The following is an 18,992-nucleotide window of genomic DNA, read 5'->3' as shown; positions in this document are numbered from 1 at the left end:
TGGCGACTGTTTATGCGGTTTTTGAGCAAGAAAATGGGGGATTCTCGGATGCATCAAAGAATTTCTCAAGTTGAACAGCGCCTTGATTCATCCTTTTTTCCTGTCAAACTCAGCAGCTTCATAGAGTGTCCATGTTTTCCATCTTCGGACGACTGACTCGGTACATTTGCAGCGCAACACCGTCGACCATAAACGTTTGCGCTTCCCCATGACGTAAAGCGTACTGCTCAAGCCCAACCATAAAGTTGACTCCTTCACGGTATTCCTCGTTGCCGATCACCTGAAGCGGCGGCGACATGAGTTGGCGTGAGAGGAAGAGGATCGCCTTTTTCCGCGCCCGTGTGAGCGAAACGTTGAGGCGGTTCAAACTGTAGATGAACTCCCCTTCCATCACAGCCAGTTCCGGATCGGCGACGCCGTAGCTGATGATCGCCGCATCCACTTCTTGCCCTTGCATTTTATCAACCGTATCGACGAAAAACGGCGGACGCAGTCCTTGGTGTTCAAGCTCACGGCGAATGGCGCGGATTTGCGCCCGATGCGGCGAGATGATAAACAGCCCGCGGCGCCAAAACGCTTGGTCGCCTTCTGATGAGTCATCGTACCGTTTTTCCTCGCTGTCGAGAAGCCGTTCCCGCAACACCTTCGCGATGCTCGCCACCCAGCGCGCTTCCGCCTCGTTTTCTTGGGCACCGTACACGCCGTCATACGTGCAGACGACAAGCGGATAGTCAGGGTCGATCGCCGCTTCCACCCATTCATCGGCAGTTGGGGCATCGGCGAGCGCCAACGTTTGCTCGGCAATCTGGCGGGTGAACGCGGTATACTGGGAGCTGTAAATCCGTTCGGCCGGGTAGCGGCAAAGCGCCTCGTTCATGCGGAAATTGTCCGTCAGTTGGCGGGTATACCGCTTCTCCACATCCGCGTCAAACAGCAGGCGGAAAATCGAGTCGAACAGGTGCGGTTCCCCTTCCGCGGCCGCATACGTCCCTTGAATGATTGGCGGCAGCTGGAAATGGTCGCCGACGATAAGCAGCCTGCCTGCTTTTTTGACATGGCGCAGCGCCAACAGTGAATCGGCCACGCGGATTTGCGACGCCTCATCCAGAATGACGACGTCAAACTCTTCTAGACAGCCTTTTTCATACGCTCTTTGAATGCCGTACAGCGTGGCGCCAAGCACCCGATGCCCGCCGTTGCCCAGCCATCGGGGAAGGTCACGGTCCGCCACCTCGGCGATTCCTTTGGCGTTTTCCGTCTGAATCTCACCAAGTTTCGCGATATGGACGCTGCGCCGCGGCGCAAGCTCCTGAATTTTGCGCAGAACGTTTTCGATCGCCGCATGGGTGAAACCCGAAACAAGAATGGCAAGCCTGCGCCCCTGCTTTTCGTAAATCGGCATAAGCAGCCGAAGAGCGACGGCAATAAAATGCGTTTTCCCGGTGCCAGGCGGCCCCCAGACGAGCGTCAACGTATGACGGAGAAAGTGGAGAAACGCCTGACGCTGGCTTTTTGTCAACCCGCTTTGGCGGAGAAGCGCCTTGACTTCCTCTGCATCCCAGTTGGGACGAAACGTTTTCCGATAGCGAATCGGATCGCGAATCAAGTCCAAGATGCGATGATTGTCCTTATCCAACTGTTGCAACGCCTGCAAGACGCGCGGGGTGGTAAAATCCGCATGCCGAAGCGACAGCCAATACTCCCCTCCTTCCACAAGCGGGAACCGGTCGAGCCATTTGGGCAACTCGAGCTCGAGTTCAGCTGTCTTGCCATTATCTTCGATGGCGCGAATGCGGGTAAAGTACAAATTGACCCGTTGGGGCGTCTTCCATTCACTGGCGTACTTATGATCAGAAAACGTCTGTTGCGCCTTTTCCCCTTCCTCATTGCACTCCGTCAAAAGCCAGCTCGCCTTCTGGTCGATCGCTTCAAGCGCCTGGCGGTTGTTCAATCGGAACCGATCGCCGCCAAGGTACGTGACATGAAGCGTCACTCCGTTCTCAAGCCGCTCCGAAAGCGGGAGCAGGCGCTTTTGGCGAATATCCAAGTAGTTTAATAGCGCCTCGTAGCGCGCCATAAACGCCAGCTTGGACACAAGCGGATCGCGGTAATCAGCCGAATGAGGAAACGCAAATTTTTCCGGCCAGACCATAAGTGGCGAAGGATCGACGCTCTCGGCCCACGCACGGATTCCTTGAATGATGCTGTGAGCGGCCCAAAGGCGGCGGCTCAGCTCCTTCTCGACCGCTTTTCGTTTTTCCTCGTCCCCCGTTTGCCAGGCGTCGTGCAGCATATCCAGTTTCATGGCGTTTGTCAAACGAAATGAAAAACGCTCACTCGCCGAGTACAGAAACGGCGAATCATGGTAGGCCGCAATATATCGCGACAAGTCTTCAAGACGGTACGCGACATGCGCCGGCAAGGCGAACAGCTGGCTCACAGCCGTTGTCAGCACAACGACAGGAAGCGGAACCATTTCGCTTGGGTGGTCGCTGGCACTTGCTAGTGAGCTGCTATGAAAATACGACAGCAGCCGAACAGCTTTTTCGTTATAGTCTGGATCGAACAAAAGCGCTTGAAGTAGCTGCTGCACATTGTCCCATTCATAGTTGTCGATGACATACACCTGCACCGATTTTTGCGACCGCCACTCTCGCTCCCGGTTGTAATCGTGCACCGTCTGAAGCAGGCGGTCCAGCGCATCGGCCAGCTTTCGGCCAACCTCGTCGCATTCCTCAAACGAACCGGCGATAACATGATGCATTTCCGATCCCGTTCCAAACACGTCTGTTCCACCAACACGGTACAACGATGCCGCCGCAATCTTCCCCGTCAACGGATCGCGTTGCGCGGTGAGAATCAGACGGATGTCTTCCCATATCGGCATATGCGTCACCGCCTGGTCATACGGAACGACCTTTTCCTCCGCAATCGCCTCAAGCTGCGCTTCAAGCCGCCGAAGTTGACGCGCCAATCCAGCGTTTTGTTTTAGGACGTGTCTCGTTTCTTGACGCTCAAGAAGTTGGCGAAACTCATCGATCGTCTCCGGAAGCTGCCGCTCGCGGATAAAGCGGGACGCATGACTCGATAAGTACGGAACGAGGGAAATATGCGACTGTTTCCGCGCTTTGTCGAAACAGTAATCATAGAACGGGCACCATTCACAGCGATAATCCAAATGCCAAAACAGCTCATCAAGTTGCTTCCCAGCCAGCGCCGTCAATTCGCTAGCCAAAAACTGCTCAAGAAACGGAAGCAGCTGTCCGATATCTGTCAGCTGCGGCTGCTCGGTTTTGTACGTCCATATCCCGGCTTCGCGCAAATCGACGCTGCCCTTAACACCGTGCTCCTCTAACACCGAGGACAACATCAACGCGTACAGCGCCGTTTGCACGCGGTGGGAAATCTTTAACACATCTGATGATTTGATGTCGATGATGCGGAACACAAAGCCGTTTTGCCCCGGAATGCACTCAATCAAATCCGGACGGCACGCCGCAAATCGGATCACTTTCAGATCCAACCCGTACCGTTCGTAAAAGCGCGGCGGCGCGATCAATGTCGGCTGGTATAAATAGCGCTTGCTCGGCTGCTTCAGCTCGCGGATCGTCTCCTCTCCATCCAAATAGCAGTGGGAAATCGGTGCGCCAGGCTCTCGCTTCCCCATCTGCACTTGGCCGGCCAAATAGGTCGTAATCACTTCCTCTTCCCACTCAACCCCTCGGCGCAGCACGCTCTGATGCACCGCGGGCCGCTCAAACAGCTCTTCCGGCACATCGAGCTCGCTGCGCCGTTCTTTCGCCAACGACTGAAAATAAAAATTCCGCTCGCACTCGTGATAAAAATAGCTTGCGATTTTGGCAGGAGAAACGTAAAGCATACATCGATCCCTTTCTAAAAACATACTAGCCGACATCCGCACTGGGACTTGTCAGTTTGTTTATTCATTGTATCATATGTTTGTACGCTTTCCTATATACACCATTCGTGCTTGTCCGACAAGAACATATGTGCTATAATGAAGGAAATTAGAATGAAAGAGGGGCCAACCATGAGCGAAGAGATCCTCTTGCAGTTGTTCAACCGCCTTGGTCATATCGAGAACACGCTGCACCTCCTCGTCGAAAGCCACAAACGGCTGGAAGCAGAACAACAAGAAATGCGAAAAGAACAGCAGGAGATCCGAAGAGAACAACAGGAAATGCGGAAAGAACAGCAGGAGATCCGTAGAGAACAACAGGAAATGCGGAAAGAACAGCAGGAGATCCGTAGAGAACAACAGGAAATGCGGAAAGAGCAAGAAGAATTCCGACGCATCCAGCAAGCTCTCCTTGAAGGCCAAAAACGGTTGGAAGAAGAACAAGCCCATATCAAAGCCGGCCAAAAAGAGCTGTATGACTTGATGTCTGCCCTGCTTCACCGCCAGGATGAAACCGACGCCGCACTCGACGCCCTCGCGATGGACGTGCACAAACTTCACGGTGAATTTTCTTCCATCCACCAAAGACTCGACTCCTTAGAGAAAAAAGTCGATTCCCATGCCCAATCATTCAATGAACAGCTGAACAACATCAAACTTGACATCACCTTCCTCTCGAACAAAGTCATCGAACACGAACGGGAAATCTACAAAATTAAGAATATCATTTTATGACGATAAAGCAGGCGGGCCGCCTAAGCCCGCCTGTCCTTTTATTTCAATCCTTCTTCCACCTGTTTGATCATTTCCGACACCGACGTCAATCCGCCGCCTGAGAGATACCAATAATTTGGATCCAAGTAGACAATGTGGCCGTTTTGATATGCTTTCGTCTTTTTCACAAGCGCATTTTCAATCGTTTGCTTCGCTGTCGGCTTTCCTTCTACAACGGCGTCGCGGTCAATGACGAACAAGTAATCCGGGTTTTTCTCGGCAATGTACTCAAATGATACGCTTTGTCCATGAGGATTCGTCACTTTCAAATTCGGGTCTGCGGCCGGCACGCCGAGCACATCATGGATGAGTCCAAAGCGCGAACCTTTGCCGTACGCACTCACTTTCCCGCCGGTCGTCAAAATGATCAGCGCTTTTTTGTCTGCAGCCTTTGTCTTCACTTCTTCGATTTGTTTTTCAATATTGGCCAGTTCCTCATCTACTTCTTTTTCTTTGCCAAACATTTGCCCGATCAGCTTCATATTGTTTGTAAATGAATCCCAATAATGTTGAGTGTCAATCCCTATATACACGGTTGGGCCAATCTCTTTCAACTTGTCATACAAATTTGCTTGACGACCGGAAATAAAAATGACATCCGGCTTGATTTCGCTCAATTTTTCAAAATCCGGCTCCATCAAGCTGCCGATGTTTTGGTAGTCGCTGCTTTTATATTTCTCCAAGTATTTCGGCACGTTCATCTGCGGCAAAGCTGTCACCTTCACCCCTAGTTTATCAAGGGTGTCCAGCACTCCAAAGTCAAAGACAACCACTTTCTCTGGATTTTTCTTGACTTTCGCCTCTCCAAGCTGGTGCTTGATCGTCATTTCCTCGGCTTGTTCCGTTTTCTTCTCGTCATTCTTCCCACTTGCTCCGTTGCTTGTATTCTCCTTATTGCCGCAAGCAACCAGTACGACAAGAAGCAAAGCAACCACTACCATCAACCAACGCTGTTTCATTGGCTATACCCCCCTTTGGAAATTCAAATTATATGTTGACGGCTTTCGTATTCACTCGACAAGGGGCGCCCTTTCTTGCCGATGTCAACATGAAAGCCGGCTCAACCATTTTTTACTTAATTGGAACATTGTCAATATTTTTCATCGTTTTTTTGTAAGCAAACCGTTTGCTCGCCGACAGTCGCCTTCACCAATGGGCTTGACGCTAAAAAAAGCGCCCTGCCTAAACAGCAGCGCACTTTCATGATCTGAAAAATACAAGTTCATAACACTACTATAATATAGTTGAAATATTTTGTGAATTATATAAGTTGCAATTTTTTACATAGCATTGTTCGCTCTTTTTGTCACCGTGCCAGCTTTTCAAGTGATAAAGATAGGACATGGAATCGGAAATCCTTTATTACAACCTCATATAGATTGAATGCGGCTACAATGAACAAAACACCGAAGCCATTGCATGAAAGCAACAAAAAACCAACCTCCCCTAAACCAGGAGAGGCTGGTTTTCATCCATTATTCGGCCTCAATCATGAAAATTCGTCCCATCCGTCACTTCTTTGACGATGCCGGCGCGGATGACGAAGTCGCCGAAATGTTCGCCGTCGAGCCGCTCTTTCGCATAGCGGGATAGGAGGACGCGCAGTTCGCGCAAAATTTCCTCCTCGCCGATGTTTTCGCGGTACAGTTTGCCAAGGCGCGTGCCGTTGAACGCAGCGCCGAGGTACATGTTGTATTTTCCGACCGCTTTGCCGACGAAGGCGATTTCCGCGAGCACGTGGCGGGCACAGCCGTTCGGACAGCCCGTCATGCGGATCGTGATTTCTTCGTCGCGCAAACCGTTTTCGTCGATAATCTCCTCGATTTTATCAAGCAGCTTCGGCAAGTACCGCTCCGCTTCCGCCATCGCCAAGCCGCACGTCGGCAAGGCGACACAGGCGAGCGCGTTGCGGCGCAAGGCGGTGTACCGGCGGCCATCGGTCAAGCCGTATTCGGCGATGAGTGCCTCGATTTCCGGCTTTTTCTCGCTCGTGACGTTAGCGATGACCAAGTTTTGGTTTGGCGTCAGCCGGAAATCGCCCGTATGGACTTTCGCGATTTCGCGCAGGCCGGTCATCAGCTTGTAATCGTCGTAGTCTTTGACGCGTCCGCCTTCGACAAAGAGTGTGAAGTGCCATGTCCCATTGACGCCTTCGACCCAGCCATAGCGGTCGCCGCTATGCTCGAAATGGTACGGGCGCGCTTCGCCGAGCTTCCAGCCAAGGCGGCGCTCAATTTCTTCTTTCACCGTTTCAAGGCCAAGGCGGTCGATCGTGTATTTGAAGCGGGCGTGTTTGCGCGATGAGCGGTTGCCGTAGTCACGCTGAACGGTCATAATTTTCTCCGCCACTTCCACGACTTGATCCGGCTTGCAGAAGCCGATCACTTTCGCCAGTTGCGGATACGTCGTTTTGTCCCCATGGGTCATCCCCATGCCGCCACCGATGGCGACATTAAACCCGGCAAGCTTGCCGTCTTCGACAATGGCGATGAACCCGATGTCTTGCGAGAACACATCGACGTCGTTCGACGGCGGGACGGCGATGCCGATTTTAAACTTCCGCGGCAAATACGTCGGTCCGTAAATCGGCTCTTCTTCGCCGTCAACCGCCGGCGTGCCCGCCACTTTCTCGTCGTCCAGCCAAATTTCGTAGTACGCCCGCGTCCGCGGCAACAAATGGTCGCTGATCAGCTTTGCCCACTCATATACTTCCGCATGCACTTCCGATTGGTACGGGTTCGGGTTGCACATGACGTTTCGGTTGACGTCGCCACACGCCGCAAGCGTCGTCATCAGCGCGTTGTTAATGGCTTGCATCGTTTTTTTCATATTCCATTTTAAGATGCCATGCAGTTGAAACGCTTGGCGCGTCGTCAGCTTCAACGTGCCGTTCGCATACTTGCGGGCGAGCTCATCCATGACAAGCCACTGTTCCGGCGTCGCCACCCCGCCCGGCGTGCGGACGCGAACCATGAACTGGTATGCAGGCTCCAGTTTTTGTTTTTGCCGCTCGGTGCGCACGTCGCGGTCGTCTTGCAAGTAGCTGCCGTGGAATTTCATCAACCGGTTGTCATCCTCTGGAATTCCTGCGCTGAGCGGGTCTTCCATCGTTTCCGCGAGCGTGCCGCGCAAGTAACGGCTTTCCTGCTTGATGCGCTCCACATCGCTTGGCGGTCCGTCCGGCGCTTTTAACACGACTTTCGCCATTTTCGATCCCACTCCTTCTTTTGAGATTAATAGACGTCGCGTTGGTATCGTTTTTGCTTTTGCATCTCGGTGACATACGCTTCCGCCTGTTCGCGGCTCATTCCGCCTTCTTTTTCGATAATCTCGATCAACGTCTGATGGACGTCGCGCGCCATGTGTTGTTTGTCGCCGCATACGTAGACAACAGCGCCATCCTCGAGCCAGCCGAACAGTTCTTTGCTTCGCTCGAGCATCCGGTGTTGAACGTATATTTTTCGCTCCGTATCGCGCGAGAAGGCGACATCCATTTTGGTCAGCACACCGCTTTTCAACCATGCGAGCCATTCCGTTTGATACAGGAAGTCGGTCATAAAGTGTTGGTCGCCGAAAAAGAGCCACGATTTTCCTTTCGCCCCGATGGCCTCGCGCTCTTGCATAAAGGCGCGGAACGGCGCCACTCCGGTGCCTGGACCGATCATAATGATCGGCGTGTCGGGATCCTTCGGCAACTTAAAGTTCGGGTTCGGCTGCACAAAGACCGGCAACGTATCGCCGATTTGGACGCGTTCGGCGCAGAACGTCGAGCACACCCCTTTGCGCAGGCGGCCGTGCGACTCATAACGGACCGCGCCGATCGTCAAGTGCACTTCATCTGGATAGGCCGCTAAGCTGCTCGCGATCGAGTACAGGCGCGGCGGCATTTTGCGCAAAATCGAGATGACTTGTTGCGGCGCCGCATCCCATGGGCCGAAGTCGCGGAACGCATCCAATAAGTCGCGGCCTTTGGCGTATTCTTTCAGCTTCACCTCATTGCCTGGGGCGACGAGCGCTTGAAGCTCGCTGTTTTTCGACAGCGGCGCAAGCTTTTGCAACAGCGCTTTGGTCAACACGGTGATTTCAAAATGGGACGTGAGCGCTTCTTTGAGCGACCGCACTTCCCCGTCTTTGTCGATCGTCACCGTTTCTTCCGGGTTCCATTTCATTTCTTGAATGATGAGATCGACAAGCTCCGGATCGTTTTTCGGGAAGATGCCAAGCGCATCGCCCGGTTCATACTTCAACCCCGATCCTTCAAGAGACAATTCGAGATGGCGCGTTTCTTTGTTCGATCCGCGGCCGTTTAAGTTGATGTTTTCCAGCACCTCAGCCGAGAACGGATTTTTCCGCGAATAGACGACCGCCGGTTCGGCTTTCGGCACGGCCGCAGCGGCCGACAACACTGGTGCGGCCTCGGCATTAGTCCCCTTGCTCAGCTCGGCAAGCACGCCGTCAAGCCATTTCGCCGCCGCTTCCTCGTAGTCGACGTCACAGTCGACGCGCGGATAAAACCGCTCTCCCCCGAGCTCCTCGAGCCGCTTGTCAAAATCTTTCCCCGTCTGGCAAAAATGTTCATACGACGTATCGCCAAGCGCCAAGACGGAAAAGCGTAAATGATTCAGCTTCGGCGCCCGTTTGCTGTGGAGAAACTCGTAAAACGACACCGCGTTGTCTGGCGGATCGCCTTCCCCATGCGTGCTCACGACGATGAGCAGCGTCTCGACTTTCTTCAATTCATTCGGCTTAAAGTCAAGCATGGACGACACTTTCGCCTCGAATCCGCGCTCCTTAAGCGCCTTGCCTGCTTTTTCGGCCAGTTTTTGCGCATTGCCGGTCTGCGAACCGTACAGAACGGTCACTTCTTTCGAAACCGGTTTCCCGCCCCCGACAAGCAGTGCGGGCGCTTCGGCGTCAAGCACAGCAGCGGTCGACTCGGCGGCGGCCAAATACCCGCTCAGCCAAAATTTTTGCGCTGGCGTCAACGTCGGCAACAAACGGTTCAAGAGCTCAATCTGCTCCTGGCTAAACGGACTGTTGGTTACTTGCAGCTGCAACGGTGTCCACCTCACAATATAAAAATAAGATGGAATCGATTGGCGTTGCTTAACCCGCCATCATGGGCGGACGCCAAATTCCATTAATCCCTATAAACAAAGTATACTTTATCCAAAATATCATATTTACACTTTACCGCAAAACAAAACATTAGTAAAATAAATATAAATTATCAAAACTATTAACATCACTAATAATGATCCGCAACAAAACAGTCAGGCTGCATGCGAGGGGTTGGCCAATGTATTACGACGAGTTGAAGACGTTCATTACGTTAGCAGAAGTGAAAAATTTCACAAAGACGGCGGAAATTCTCCATTTATCCCAGCCAAGTGTCAGCTTGCACATTAAAAATTTAGAGAAGGAGTTCCAGACGAAACTGTTCATCCGCTCCCCGAAGCGGTTGCGCATGACGCCGACAGGTGAACTTTTGTACGATCGCGCCAAACAAATGATGGCGCTCTATGAACAAACGAAGCAAGACATTTTGGAGCACCATCACTCAGTGAAAGGCAAATTGACCATCGGCGCCAGCTTTACGATTGGAGAGTATATTTTGCCCCCGCTTTTGCCCGATTTCCAAAAGCGCTATCCAGAATTGGAGCTTGAGGTGATGATCGGCAACACGAAAGAAATTGTCGAACTCGTCAAATCGTATCAAGTCGACATCGGCTTGATCGAAGGGCAAACGAACGAAAAAGAATTGTCCGTCCACCCGTTTATGCAAGACGAGCTCGTCATCGTCGCCTCCAAGCGGCACGAGCTAGCGCAAAAAGGCGAAGTCACGATCGGCGAGCTGCAAAACGAGGCGTGGGTGGCGCGCGAAGTCGGGTCGGGAACAAGGGAATATTTCAACCATTTCATCCGCTCGAACGGGCTGAAAATCCAATCGCTCATGATCATCAGCAGCAACCAAGGCATTAAAGAAACGCTGATCAACGGCAACGCCCTGTCCTTGCTGTCGCGCAGCGTCGTCGCCCGCGACATCGAGCACGGCCATCTGTCCATCGTTCACTTGAACCATCCACCGTTTTACCGAATGTTTTCCTATATTTGTGCACCGATTATGGAAAACAAGCAAAATGTACGTATCTTCCTTGAAACGTTGCAACACAATTGGAGATCCTAAAAAACACGGGGAGAAGCTTGGCAGCCCTCCCCTATACTTCCATCTCCCCATGGCGAATATGCGGCATTTCGATTTGAATCGTCGCATGGCGAATGTGAAAGCGCGTCTCGATCAAATCAATCGCCCGCTGCAAAACCGCCTGCCCATCGCAACCTTCCTCAATGAGCAAATGGCAGCTTAACGAATCAAGCCCCGAGGTGATCGTCCAAATATGCAAATCGTGCACATCGATCACGCCCTCAATGCCGGAGAGCGCCGCTTTTACTTCCCCATGGTCAATCGCCGCCGGCGTTCCTTCCATTAAAATATGCACTGTCTGTTTCACGACGGCCAACGCTCCTTTTAAAATCAGCACCGACACCGCAATGGAAATGAGCGGATCAGCCGCGTACCAATCGAACAGCCAGATGACAAGCCCCGCCGCGATCGCCCCGACCGAGCCTAACGCATCGCCAAGTACATGAAGATAGGCGCTGCGGACATTGACGTTCTCTTTGACATCCCCTTTGCGCATTAACACCCAAGCGCTTGCCAAATTAGCCAGCAACCCTATGACAGCAATGGCCATCATCGGCCCGCTCGCGACAGCAGGTGGATTCACAAACCTCGCGACCGCTTCCCAAATAATCCAAGCGGCAATCCCCACCAACGCAACCCCGTTTACGAGCGCCGCTAAAATCTCGAACCGGTAAAATCCATATGTCCTCTTCGGCGACGCAGGCCTCGCCGCAAACCACACCGCCAACAGACTTAACAAAAGCGAAGCAGCATCGCTCAGCATATGCCCTGAATCCGAAAGAAGAGCAAGGCTGTTCGTCACAAGCCCGCCGACAAACTCCAGAACCATAATCCCGACGGTAATGACAAGAGCGGCCGCCAGCCCTTTTTGGCTCCCCTCTCTGCCCAAGCCATGATGATGCCCGTGATGGTGGCCGCAATGGCCGTGTTCATGATGATGCATCGTTCTTCTCTCCCTTTTATGGATGTTGAGCGTGATCAATCGCCTGCCTCAGCAGCGAAATGACATGATCGTCATCGCACGAATACACCAGTGATTTCCCTTCACGGCGATATTTGACAAGCCGCAGCGCCCGAAGCAGCGCCAGTTGATGGGAAACGGCCGACTGCGACATGCCGAGCACTTCCGCAATATGGCCGACATGGCATTCTTCCTGCGACAACAAATACAACATCTTCATCCGCGTCGGATCCGCCAACGCTTTAAAGATTTTCGACACTTCCTCCACGACGCTTTCATCTAAAAACAAATGATCTTCTGCCTTCATCATCGTTCCCTCTCATTTTAACATATGAGTATTTGTTCATATATGTGAATCATAACCTGCTTTTTTTCTTCTGTCAATCCTCTTTCGAACTGCCCAACTCCATAAACATCCGTCATGCACGAGCAAAGAAAAAAAGCAAAGGGCGGAGCACCCTCTGCTTTTTTTCTTACGATCTCACCCGCACCGCCGTCCCTGTCGCAATGCACATCATCATGCCATCGCGCAGCGTTTCAAAATCAAGATCCACCCCGATGACGGCGTTAGCGCCAAGATGCTTCGCCTTATTGACCATCTCCTTGATCGCCATCTCCCGCCCTTCGGCCAGCTTGCTTTCATACGTTCCGCTCCGCCCGCCGATGATGTCGGTGATGCTGGCGAGAAAATCACGGACGACATTGGCGCCCAAAATGACCTCTCCCGCTACGATGCCCAAATACTCTTCAATTTCTTTTCCCTCAATGGTATTGGTGGTCGTGACAATCACAGCTATGTCCCCCTCGTGGCTCATCATAATAGGTGGAAGCACCCAATTCCATTATACTACATTGCATCTATGACGTCGCCGATGAATCTGTCCGCAGTGCAGGCGATGCCGAATGAGTACCGTACAGCAACAACTGCGCGATGCCGACAAAATACTCCGATTCGCGAATGATGTGATCGAGCACCACCTTGGCGGTCGGGTTTTGGCTGACGGCTTTGCTGCGGGTTTTGATTTGCCGGCATAATTCGATGAACTGAAGGCTCTGCTCTAGGCAGTACGACACAAAATGGAGCACTTGTTGATGCAGTTGTTCAGGAACATAATGGCCGGCCCGAACCACCGATTCGATATAACGGACCGCGTGCTGATGCGCAGCCGAAAGCGCCTCCTCCCATTTTTTCAACGCTTCTACATATGGCGCTTCCAATCCAGACGCAAGCTCGCGAATGACGACCGTATGTTCTTCCTCTTGGTGCTTCCAGAATTCAATCTCATCCAAAACGCGCAGCGGCATGTGTGGGCCGTAGTAAAATTGCACGCTCTTCCCTCCCTGTTTCCCCTCTTCTTTCAGTGTATGGGCAAAACAACGCGGATATGCACCATGATCGAAATGATCACAGCCTTCGTCCTTGTTTCACCTTGAAGATCGGCATAGCGACATGCATAGAAACTTGAGATGGGCGTGGATCCAGCCAAAATGGTGATGGCCGTCGCTTGGGGCGAATGGAGCAACATGATCCAACCGTTTTGGGCTATCCCGCTCCTTGCCATTGCCGGCCTACGCATTCGCGACATTATGGGCTTTACAACGATCACCTTCCTTTACGTCGGCATTGTTGCTTCCGTCTTTTTGTACGTGCTTTAACCAAACAACGGCCTGCAGCCAACCTATTGAACTGGCTGCGGGCAACATTTTTCATCCTTTAAAGAAATTCCCCTTTCTAGCGGATAGTTTTTTCCAAGAATCGAAACTATTATGGTCTATTCCTGCACACGAATAAACTCATCATAAAAAGCCGCCAGCGACGTGTACACATAAGGAATCAGCCATAACAACCCGATGCCGAGCGTCAGAAGGGATAAAATCCCCCAGCCGAGAAAACTCAAATAAAGCAAAAAAAGCTTCCATTTATACCCTTTCATCCGCTTGTTGCTTTCACGAATCGCTTGAAGCGCCCCATACTCCGGATGGTCTTTTAACAAAAAGAACGTCTGCGAGTAAGCCAATGATTTGATAATCCCCGGGATGATGAGCAAAAGAGTCCATAGGAAAACAAAAATGCCGTACAAAATCGATGCGCCGATCAACTTAAGCGGTAGCTTTCCTTGCCGATACACGGTGAAGAGCGGCGCCACCGAAAGCGGCTGCCCTCGATAGGCATCCAAAAACACCCAATAGACCGCGATACCGAGCGGAAGCAGCGCCGCCGTATACAACAAACTGACCAGCTGGGCCGCAAAAGGCGGATCCTCTTGCGCCATCCAAGCGCTCCATCCACCGCTGAGCACCATTTCCAACACTGTTGGGATGACCGTATTCAACACAAAATACACGAGCATGATAAGAACTGCCATTCCCCATTGCCCTTTTAACGCCTGCCTCGCTTGCCTTCTGAGTTGCGATAATGTCATGTGGCTCCCCCTTGACTAATTATGAAAGTTAAAAATCCCCAATGGAATATTATGAATTATAACTGTAATTTATCATATATTCCTATTTTTATAAATATATAGACTCCCATGACAAAAAGATTTCGTCACCATCGAAGGGATGAAAATGCCGCTATGTCGAACTCTGAAACCTTGCACATTTTGAAGTTCGGGTATTTTCAGGATAGATGCAATTTGAATCTTTAACATTTGTAGTTTTTACAGAGCGATTGGATCGACTGTCGGGCGAGCGAACAACGCCGTTGCCAGAAGGCTTCCCGAGCTCCCCATTGCAACTCTATGTGTTTCCCTAAGGTGGAAATGGGGGAACCTTCTCCATCAAAATGACCCAATGAATCGTTTTCTACCATTTTACTATTAACGCCTTCCCCGTCATTCTAACGAACCGGAAATGTTGATAGAGCGCTCATTCCCCGTAAAAGAAGGGATACACAACGATTGGTGATTGAACAAAAATGAATGAATACTCATTCTCTATGGTATAATGAACACAACCACTTTTGCGGCAAGGAGGTTCCCCTATGTGGCTCGATAAAGTGATCAAAAAGCGGTTTGAAACGGAGACCGTGCAAAACGTGCATATCGCCAAAGGAACGGCGATGTTTCAAGGCGTCCGCCTCACCGTCCGCTGCTTTGTCATCGATGGGGTGCTGATTGACACCGGCGCCAAATCAATGGAACACGAATTCACCTCGTTTTTTCAACACCAAGACATCGACCAAGTCGTCATCACCCACTATCACGAAGACCATACCGGCTGCGCGGCATTTTTGCAGCGAAAGATGGGCCTGCCCATCTACATGCACGAACTGATGATCCATTATTGCCAGCAAAAGGCGGACTATCCGCTATACCGAAAAGTGTTTTGGGGCAAGCGCGATCCATTCACCGCCAAGCCCATCGGCGCGACGTTTTCCTCACGAAGCGCAACGTGGGACGTCATCCCGACGCCGGGCCATTCCATCGACCATGTGGCGTTTTTGAACCGCGAAACGGGGCAATTGTTCAGCGGCGACTTGTACTGTCAGGAGAAAACGAAAGTCATCTTGCGCGAGGAAAACATCCCGGCGATCATCACTTCCTTGCAACGCACGTTGACATACGATTTCGGCGACGTCTTCTGCGCCCATGCGGGCTATCTCCCGAACGGGCGCGAGGCCTTGCAGCGAAAACTCGATTACTTGCTTGAACTTCAAGGCAACATCATCGATTTATACGAAAAAGGCATGCCGCCGAAACAAATTCAAGAAACGCTTTTCCCGAAAAAATATCCGATCGTCTTTTTTTCGGCGAAGGAGTGGGACTCCCTTCACATTGTCCGGTCGGTCATTCAAGAATATCAAGCGAAACGGGCAAGCTGAAGCGGACGCTTCCCGGAAATGGCCATAGACCATTAGGGCAAGCCCATATTCCGTTTTCTTCCATTTCAAATGAAAAATTACTATCTTCGCCAGCAACGGGACAAATTAAGAAAAAACGAAAGGATGGGTCCCGTCGATGAACGAAACACCGCGCGTCAAGCTGCACGGGTTCAACAACTTGACGAAATCGCTCAGCTTCAATATGTACGATATTTGCTATACGAAAACGGCGAAGGAGCGGGAGGCGTATATCGAATACATTGACGACGTGTACAATGCCGAACGGCTGACGAATATTTTAAAACGTGTCGCCGACATGATCGGCGCCCATGTGTTAAACATCGCCAAACAAGATTACGTTCCGCAGGGCGCGAGCGTGACGATGCTCGTTTCCGAGGGGCCGGTCGTCGAGGTGCCCGAAGATGACGGCCCTTTGCCGGAGGCGGTGGTGCTTTCCCTTGACAAAAGCCATATCACCGTCCATACATACCCAGAATACCACCCGAATGACGGAATCAGCACGTTCCGCGCCGATATTGATGTCGTCACATGCGGGGAAATTTCGCCGCTCAAAGCGCTCGACTATTTGATTCATTCATTTGACGCCGACATTATGATCATCGACTACCGCGTGCGCGGATTTACGCGCGACATTCACGGATACAAGCTGTTTATCGACCATGACATTACGTCGATTCAAGATTATATCCCGGAGCACATTCGCGAAAAGTACGATATGATCGACGTAAACATTTACCAAGAGAATATTTTTCACACAAAATGCAAGTTGAAACAGTTTGACTTGGACAACTACTTGTTTGGCTATGCAAAAGAGGATTTGAGCGAACAAGAAGCGAATGAAACAACCGCCAAGCTGAGAAGGGAAATGGATGAGATCTTTTACGGAAAAGATATGCCGAACACCGTTTGACGCGGGCGCCTTTTTGACGCCTGCCGGCTTTCGGGCCGGCCCACACCGGTTCCCGATTGGCGCCGTCTATGGTATGCTAGTAGAAAAAAGGAAAAGGTGTTCATGAATGAAGTACATCATCGTCGGAGCCGGCATTTTAGGGGCCTCGACCGCTTACCATTTGGCCAAGGAAGGCGCAAACGTGATCATCATCGACCGCGGCGACAAAGGGCAGGCGACCGGTGCGGCGGCGGGGATTGTCTGCCCTTGGCTGTCGCAGCGCCGCAACCAAAAATGGTATCGGTTAGCGAAAGGCGGGGCGAAATTTTATCCTTCCCTCATTGAAGAGCTGGAATCATACGGGGAAACGGAGACCGGTTACGCACGCGTCGGGGCTCTATGGCTGCACACAGACGAACAGAAACTGGAACAAATGGAGGAGCGCGCTCGCAAACGGCGCGAAGACGCGCCGGAAATGGGAGAGATCGTGCGGCTTCATCCCCAAGAGGCGAAGGAGCTGTTTCCGCCGCTTGTCGGCGAGCATCATGCCCTTTATGTGAGCGGCGCCGCCCGAGTGAACGGCCGGGCGGTGCGAGACGCCCTCACAAACGCGGCCCAAAAGCTTGGCGCCGCCTACATCCGCGGAAACGCCCAGATCCTGTTTGAAGGCTCCCGCGTCATCGGCGTGGAAGTCAATGGAGCGAAATACACGGCCGAAGCGGTCATCGTCACAGCCGGCGCATGGGCTGGCGAACTGCTTGAGCCGCTGGGCGTTCGGTTTGCCGTCACTCCACAAAAAGGACAAATCGTTCATCTCGAATGGTTGGCAGGCGAGACCGACCGATGGCCGGTCGTCATGCCCCCGAACAATCAGTATATGCTCGCCTTCCCTAGAGGGCGAATCATCATCGGAACGACCCATGAAGATGAAGCGGGGATGGATGTCCGCGCCACCGCCGGCGGCATCCACGAAATACTGGACAAAGCGCTCGCCGTCGCGCCAGGGCTGTCGGCGTGCACCTACGTGGAAACACGGGTCGGGTTTCGCCCGCGCACGCCTGGATTTCTCCCGATCTTCGGACCGCTTCCGGGCTTTTCTGGGGTGTATATCGCCAATGGGCTCGGCTCCTCAGGTCTCACCGTCGGCCCGTATTTAGGAAAGGAGTTGGCGAAACTCGTCATCGGCCTGCCGACGGAACTCGACCCAAGCGATTATGACGCAGCAAGCGCCGTCGCACCGATCGTTCAATGAGGGGGATCAGAAAAAGCAACAACGGGAGCTTCCACGATATGGACAATAGCCAACGCAGCGACTGATATCCCTTTCTCACCGTCAGGGCAAAGCTGACCGTGTTTTGTCAGCTTTGTCCTTCATATTTTTTCAACTGCTCCGTCAGCTTGTGAAACAGCTCCATATCTTTGCGGTCAAGCGCTTGATCGATTTGCATCTTCAAAATCGACACTTCATGGCGTTTCAACGCTTCATCGAGCACTTGCTCGGCCGCCTTCGCCATTTTCTCATGCCGCTCGTGCCGCCGGACGTTTTCAAACGCTTGGTGATCAATAAGCCGAAGGTACGAAAAATTCCTTGCCTTTCCTGGAAAATGAAGCGTCAAATAGAGCGGTTCATTTGGATGCAGCGCCAAATCGCCCATAATGGCGGCCAAACTCGTGCTTTTTTGACCGCGCCGATAAAAGACGAGCCCTTCCTCTTCCGCCATCGCAGTCGAAATGATCAGCCACCGCGCCTGCTTTTGCTCGGTTTCTGTAAAATGGACGTTCTCAAGCAAATGGGGGTGCTGAAGCAAATACTTAAGCACAAATCGGGCATCGGGATGCTTCAAACGATGCTGCTGCAAAAACGTTGTTAAGAACTGCCGCTTTTCTGAATAGGACACCCATCTCGTCATAGCCTCACCCCCTTCAACTGCTTCGGTATTGTCAAAAGTTTATCCTCCACACTCACGGTTTTACCTTGAGTTTCAACGGTTGGAAGAAAAAAAGCTTGCCACCCCCGTTGTTTTCGGCCATCATTGAGGTAACGACACCCAACAGCCAAAACAAAGGAGTGACAAGCTTTGTTACCTCAATTATTAGCCTATTTGCTCGAAATAATCAAGACCCAATATCAAATCATTGTGTATTTGATGGGTGTGATCGTGGGAAAATCCTTGAATCTCGAGGACTTGGACGAACCCATCCAAAAGCCGTACCGGAAACTTCAGGTCGATGACCTTCCGATCATCGATGTGCCGGAAACCCTTGATTACCGGAAGCTGTTGGCAGACTATGAAGCCCAGCACGGACGTCCTTTACGGCCCATCCAGCGCCGCGCGAATGCGAAACACCGTGTTCCGGATTCGTTGACCTGCCCTCGCTGCCAGGCTCCCTCTTCTTACC

Annotated in this window: 16 protein-coding genes and 1 pseudogene; 7 read left to right on the top strand and 10 right to left on the bottom strand. The window is 51.9% G+C overall.

Going from position 1 to position 18,992, the window contains the following annotated elements; genetic code table 11:
- Positions 1-118 precede the first annotated feature (118 nt).
- A complete protein-coding gene (locus AP057_RS14355; RefSeq protein WP_055359049.1) occupies positions 119-3,880 on the bottom strand; it encodes a bifunctional RecB family nuclease/DEAD/DEAH box helicase in 3,762 nt (1,253 codons plus the stop codon).
- 171 nt (positions 3,881-4,051) lie between these two features.
- Between AP057_RS14355 and AP057_RS14350 the strand changes: the two genes are divergently transcribed.
- Complete coding sequence (locus AP057_RS14350) at positions 4,052-4,654, top strand: hypothetical protein (RefSeq protein ID WP_055359057.1); 603 nt, start codon at positions 4,052-4,054, stop codon at positions 4,652-4,654.
- Between the two features lie 38 nt (positions 4,655-4,692).
- Here the strand turns inward: AP057_RS14350 and AP057_RS14345 are convergent, their stop codons facing one another.
- From AP057_RS14345 to AP057_RS14335, 3 genes are all read right to left on the bottom strand, one after another.
- Positions 4,693-5,652, bottom strand: coding sequence for a siderophore ABC transporter substrate-binding protein (locus AP057_RS14345; RefSeq protein ID WP_055359048.1), 960 nt, complete (start codon positions 5,650-5,652; stop codon positions 4,693-4,695).
- A gap of 526 nt (positions 5,653-6,178) precedes the next feature.
- The gene (gene cysI, locus AP057_RS14340) at positions 6,179-7,900 is read right to left on the bottom strand and encodes an assimilatory sulfite reductase (NADPH) hemoprotein subunit (protein WP_055359047.1); all 1,722 of its coding nucleotides are present in this window, start codon (positions 7,898-7,900) and stop codon (positions 6,179-6,181) included.
- Between the two features lie 26 nt (positions 7,901-7,926).
- The gene (locus AP057_RS14335) at positions 7,927-9,750 is read right to left on the bottom strand and encodes an assimilatory sulfite reductase (NADPH) flavoprotein subunit (protein WP_055359046.1); all 1,824 of its coding nucleotides are present in this window, start codon (positions 9,748-9,750) and stop codon (positions 7,927-7,929) included.
- Positions 9,751-9,992: 242 nt separating this feature from the next.
- Between AP057_RS14335 and AP057_RS14330 the strand changes: the two genes are divergently transcribed.
- Positions 9,993-10,880, top strand: a complete 888-nt coding sequence (locus AP057_RS14330) for a LysR substrate-binding domain-containing protein (RefSeq protein ID WP_049625584.1) — start codon at positions 9,993-9,995, stop codon at positions 10,878-10,880.
- Positions 10,881-10,911: 31 nt separating this feature from the next.
- On the opposite strand, the gene AP057_RS14325 is transcribed toward AP057_RS14330, so the two are convergent.
- The 4 genes from AP057_RS14325 to AP057_RS14310 form a co-directional block, all read right to left on the bottom strand.
- Positions 10,912-11,841 carry a cation diffusion facilitator family transporter gene (locus AP057_RS14325; RefSeq protein WP_055359045.1) on the bottom strand — a complete coding sequence of 310 codons (930 nt, stop codon included), beginning with the start codon at positions 11,839-11,841 and terminating at the stop codon, positions 10,912-10,914.
- A gap of 16 nt (positions 11,842-11,857) precedes the next feature.
- Positions 11,858-12,166, bottom strand: coding sequence for a helix-turn-helix transcriptional regulator (locus AP057_RS14320; RefSeq protein WP_025951296.1), 309 nt, complete (start codon positions 12,164-12,166; stop codon positions 11,858-11,860).
- 166 nt (positions 12,167-12,332) lie between these two features.
- A complete protein-coding gene (locus tag AP057_RS14315; RefSeq protein ID WP_025951297.1) occupies positions 12,333-12,650 on the bottom strand; it encodes a YbjQ family protein in 318 nt (105 codons plus the stop codon).
- Positions 12,651-12,717: 67 nt separating this feature from the next.
- Positions 12,718-13,188, bottom strand: coding sequence for a DUF2935 domain-containing protein (locus AP057_RS14310; protein WP_055359044.1), 471 nt, complete (start codon positions 13,186-13,188; stop codon positions 12,718-12,720).
- 138 nt (positions 13,189-13,326) lie between these two features.
- Between AP057_RS14310 and AP057_RS14305 the strand changes: the two genes are divergently transcribed.
- Positions 13,327-13,515, top strand: a complete 189-nt coding sequence (locus tag AP057_RS14305) for a TIGR00366 family protein (protein ID WP_050497536.1) — start codon at positions 13,327-13,329, stop codon at positions 13,513-13,515.
- A gap of 116 nt (positions 13,516-13,631) precedes the next feature.
- Here AP057_RS14305 and AP057_RS14300 read toward each other — a convergent pair whose 3' ends face one another.
- Entirely contained in the window at positions 13,632-14,282 is a 651-nt protein-coding gene (locus AP057_RS14300) for a DUF975 family protein (RefSeq protein WP_013523504.1), read from the bottom strand.
- A 560-nt stretch (positions 14,283-14,842) separates the two neighbouring features.
- On the opposite strand from AP057_RS14300, the gene AP057_RS14295 reads away from it, so the two are divergent.
- From AP057_RS14295 to AP057_RS14285, 3 genes are all read left to right on the top strand, one after another.
- Positions 14,843-15,682, top strand: a complete 840-nt coding sequence (locus tag AP057_RS14295; protein ID WP_055359043.1) for an MBL fold metallo-hydrolase — start codon at positions 14,843-14,845, stop codon at positions 15,680-15,682.
- Between the two features lie 136 nt (positions 15,683-15,818).
- Positions 15,819-16,613 (top strand): adenosylmethionine decarboxylase, encoded by a 795-nt coding sequence (speD, locus tag AP057_RS14290; RefSeq protein WP_055359042.1) that lies wholly within the window; start codon positions 15,819-15,821, stop codon positions 16,611-16,613.
- 106 nt (positions 16,614-16,719) lie between these two features.
- A complete protein-coding gene (locus AP057_RS14285) occupies positions 16,720-17,844 on the top strand; it encodes an FAD-binding oxidoreductase (protein ID WP_055359041.1) in 1,125 nt (374 codons plus the stop codon).
- Positions 17,845-17,950: 106 nt separating this feature from the next.
- Here the strand turns inward: AP057_RS14285 and AP057_RS14280 are convergent, their stop codons facing one another.
- Positions 17,951-18,502, bottom strand: coding sequence for a YpiB family protein (locus tag AP057_RS14280; RefSeq protein ID WP_055359040.1), 552 nt, complete (start codon positions 18,500-18,502; stop codon positions 17,951-17,953).
- A gap of 168 nt (positions 18,503-18,670) precedes the next feature.
- On the opposite strand from AP057_RS14280, the pseudogene AP057_RS14275 reads away from it, so the two are divergent.
- A pseudogene (locus AP057_RS14275) lies at positions 18,671-18,992 on the top strand (transposase); the annotation flags it as partial.

The sequence above is a fragment of the Geobacillus sp. Sah69 genome (assembly GCF_001414205.1).
Classification (GTDB): domain Bacteria; phylum Bacillota; class Bacilli; order Bacillales; family Anoxybacillaceae; genus Geobacillus; species Geobacillus stearothermophilus.
Note: the sequence above shows the minus strand (reverse complement) of the source record. Positions and strands in the feature narration are given on the sequence as shown.

Bases quoted from the DNA above. Each gene is read 5' to 3' on its own strand.
- AP057_RS14355 (WP_055359049.1), bottom strand. From the start codon at position 3,880: ATGCTTTACGTTTCTCCTGCCAAAATCGCAAGCTATTTTTATCACGAG.
- AP057_RS14350 (WP_055359057.1), top strand. From the start codon at position 4,052: ATGAGCGAAGAGATCCTCTTGCAGTTGTTCAACCGCCTTGGTCATATC.
- AP057_RS14345 (WP_055359048.1), bottom strand. From the start codon at position 5,652: ATGAAACAGCGTTGGTTGATGGTAGTGGTTGCTTTGCTTCTTGTCGTA.
- cysI (WP_055359047.1), bottom strand. From the start codon at position 7,900: ATGGCGAAAGTCGTGTTAAAAGCGCCGGACGGACCGCCAAGCGATGTG.
- AP057_RS14330 (WP_049625584.1), top strand. From the start codon at position 9,993: ATGTATTACGACGAGTTGAAGACGTTCATTACGTTAGCAGAAGTGAAA.
- AP057_RS14325 (WP_055359045.1), bottom strand. From the start codon at position 11,841: ATGCATCATCATGAACACGGCCATTGCGGCCACCATCACGGGCATCAT.
- AP057_RS14320 (WP_025951296.1), bottom strand. From the start codon at position 12,166: ATGAAGGCAGAAGATCATTTGTTTTTAGATGAAAGCGTCGTGGAGGAA.
- AP057_RS14305 (WP_050497536.1), top strand. From the start codon at position 13,327: ATGGGCGTGGATCCAGCCAAAATGGTGATGGCCGTCGCTTGGGGCGAA.
- AP057_RS14300 (WP_013523504.1), bottom strand. From the start codon at position 14,282: ATGACATTATCGCAACTCAGAAGGCAAGCGAGGCAGGCGTTAAAAGGG.
- AP057_RS14295 (WP_055359043.1), top strand. From the start codon at position 14,843: ATGTGGCTCGATAAAGTGATCAAAAAGCGGTTTGAAACGGAGACCGTG.
- speD (WP_055359042.1), top strand. From the start codon at position 15,819: ATGAACGAAACACCGCGCGTCAAGCTGCACGGGTTCAACAACTTGACG.
- AP057_RS14285 (WP_055359041.1), top strand. From the start codon at position 16,720: ATGAAGTACATCATCGTCGGAGCCGGCATTTTAGGGGCCTCGACCGCT.
- AP057_RS14280 (WP_055359040.1), bottom strand. From the start codon at position 18,502: ATGACGAGATGGGTGTCCTATTCAGAAAAGCGGCAGTTCTTAACAACG.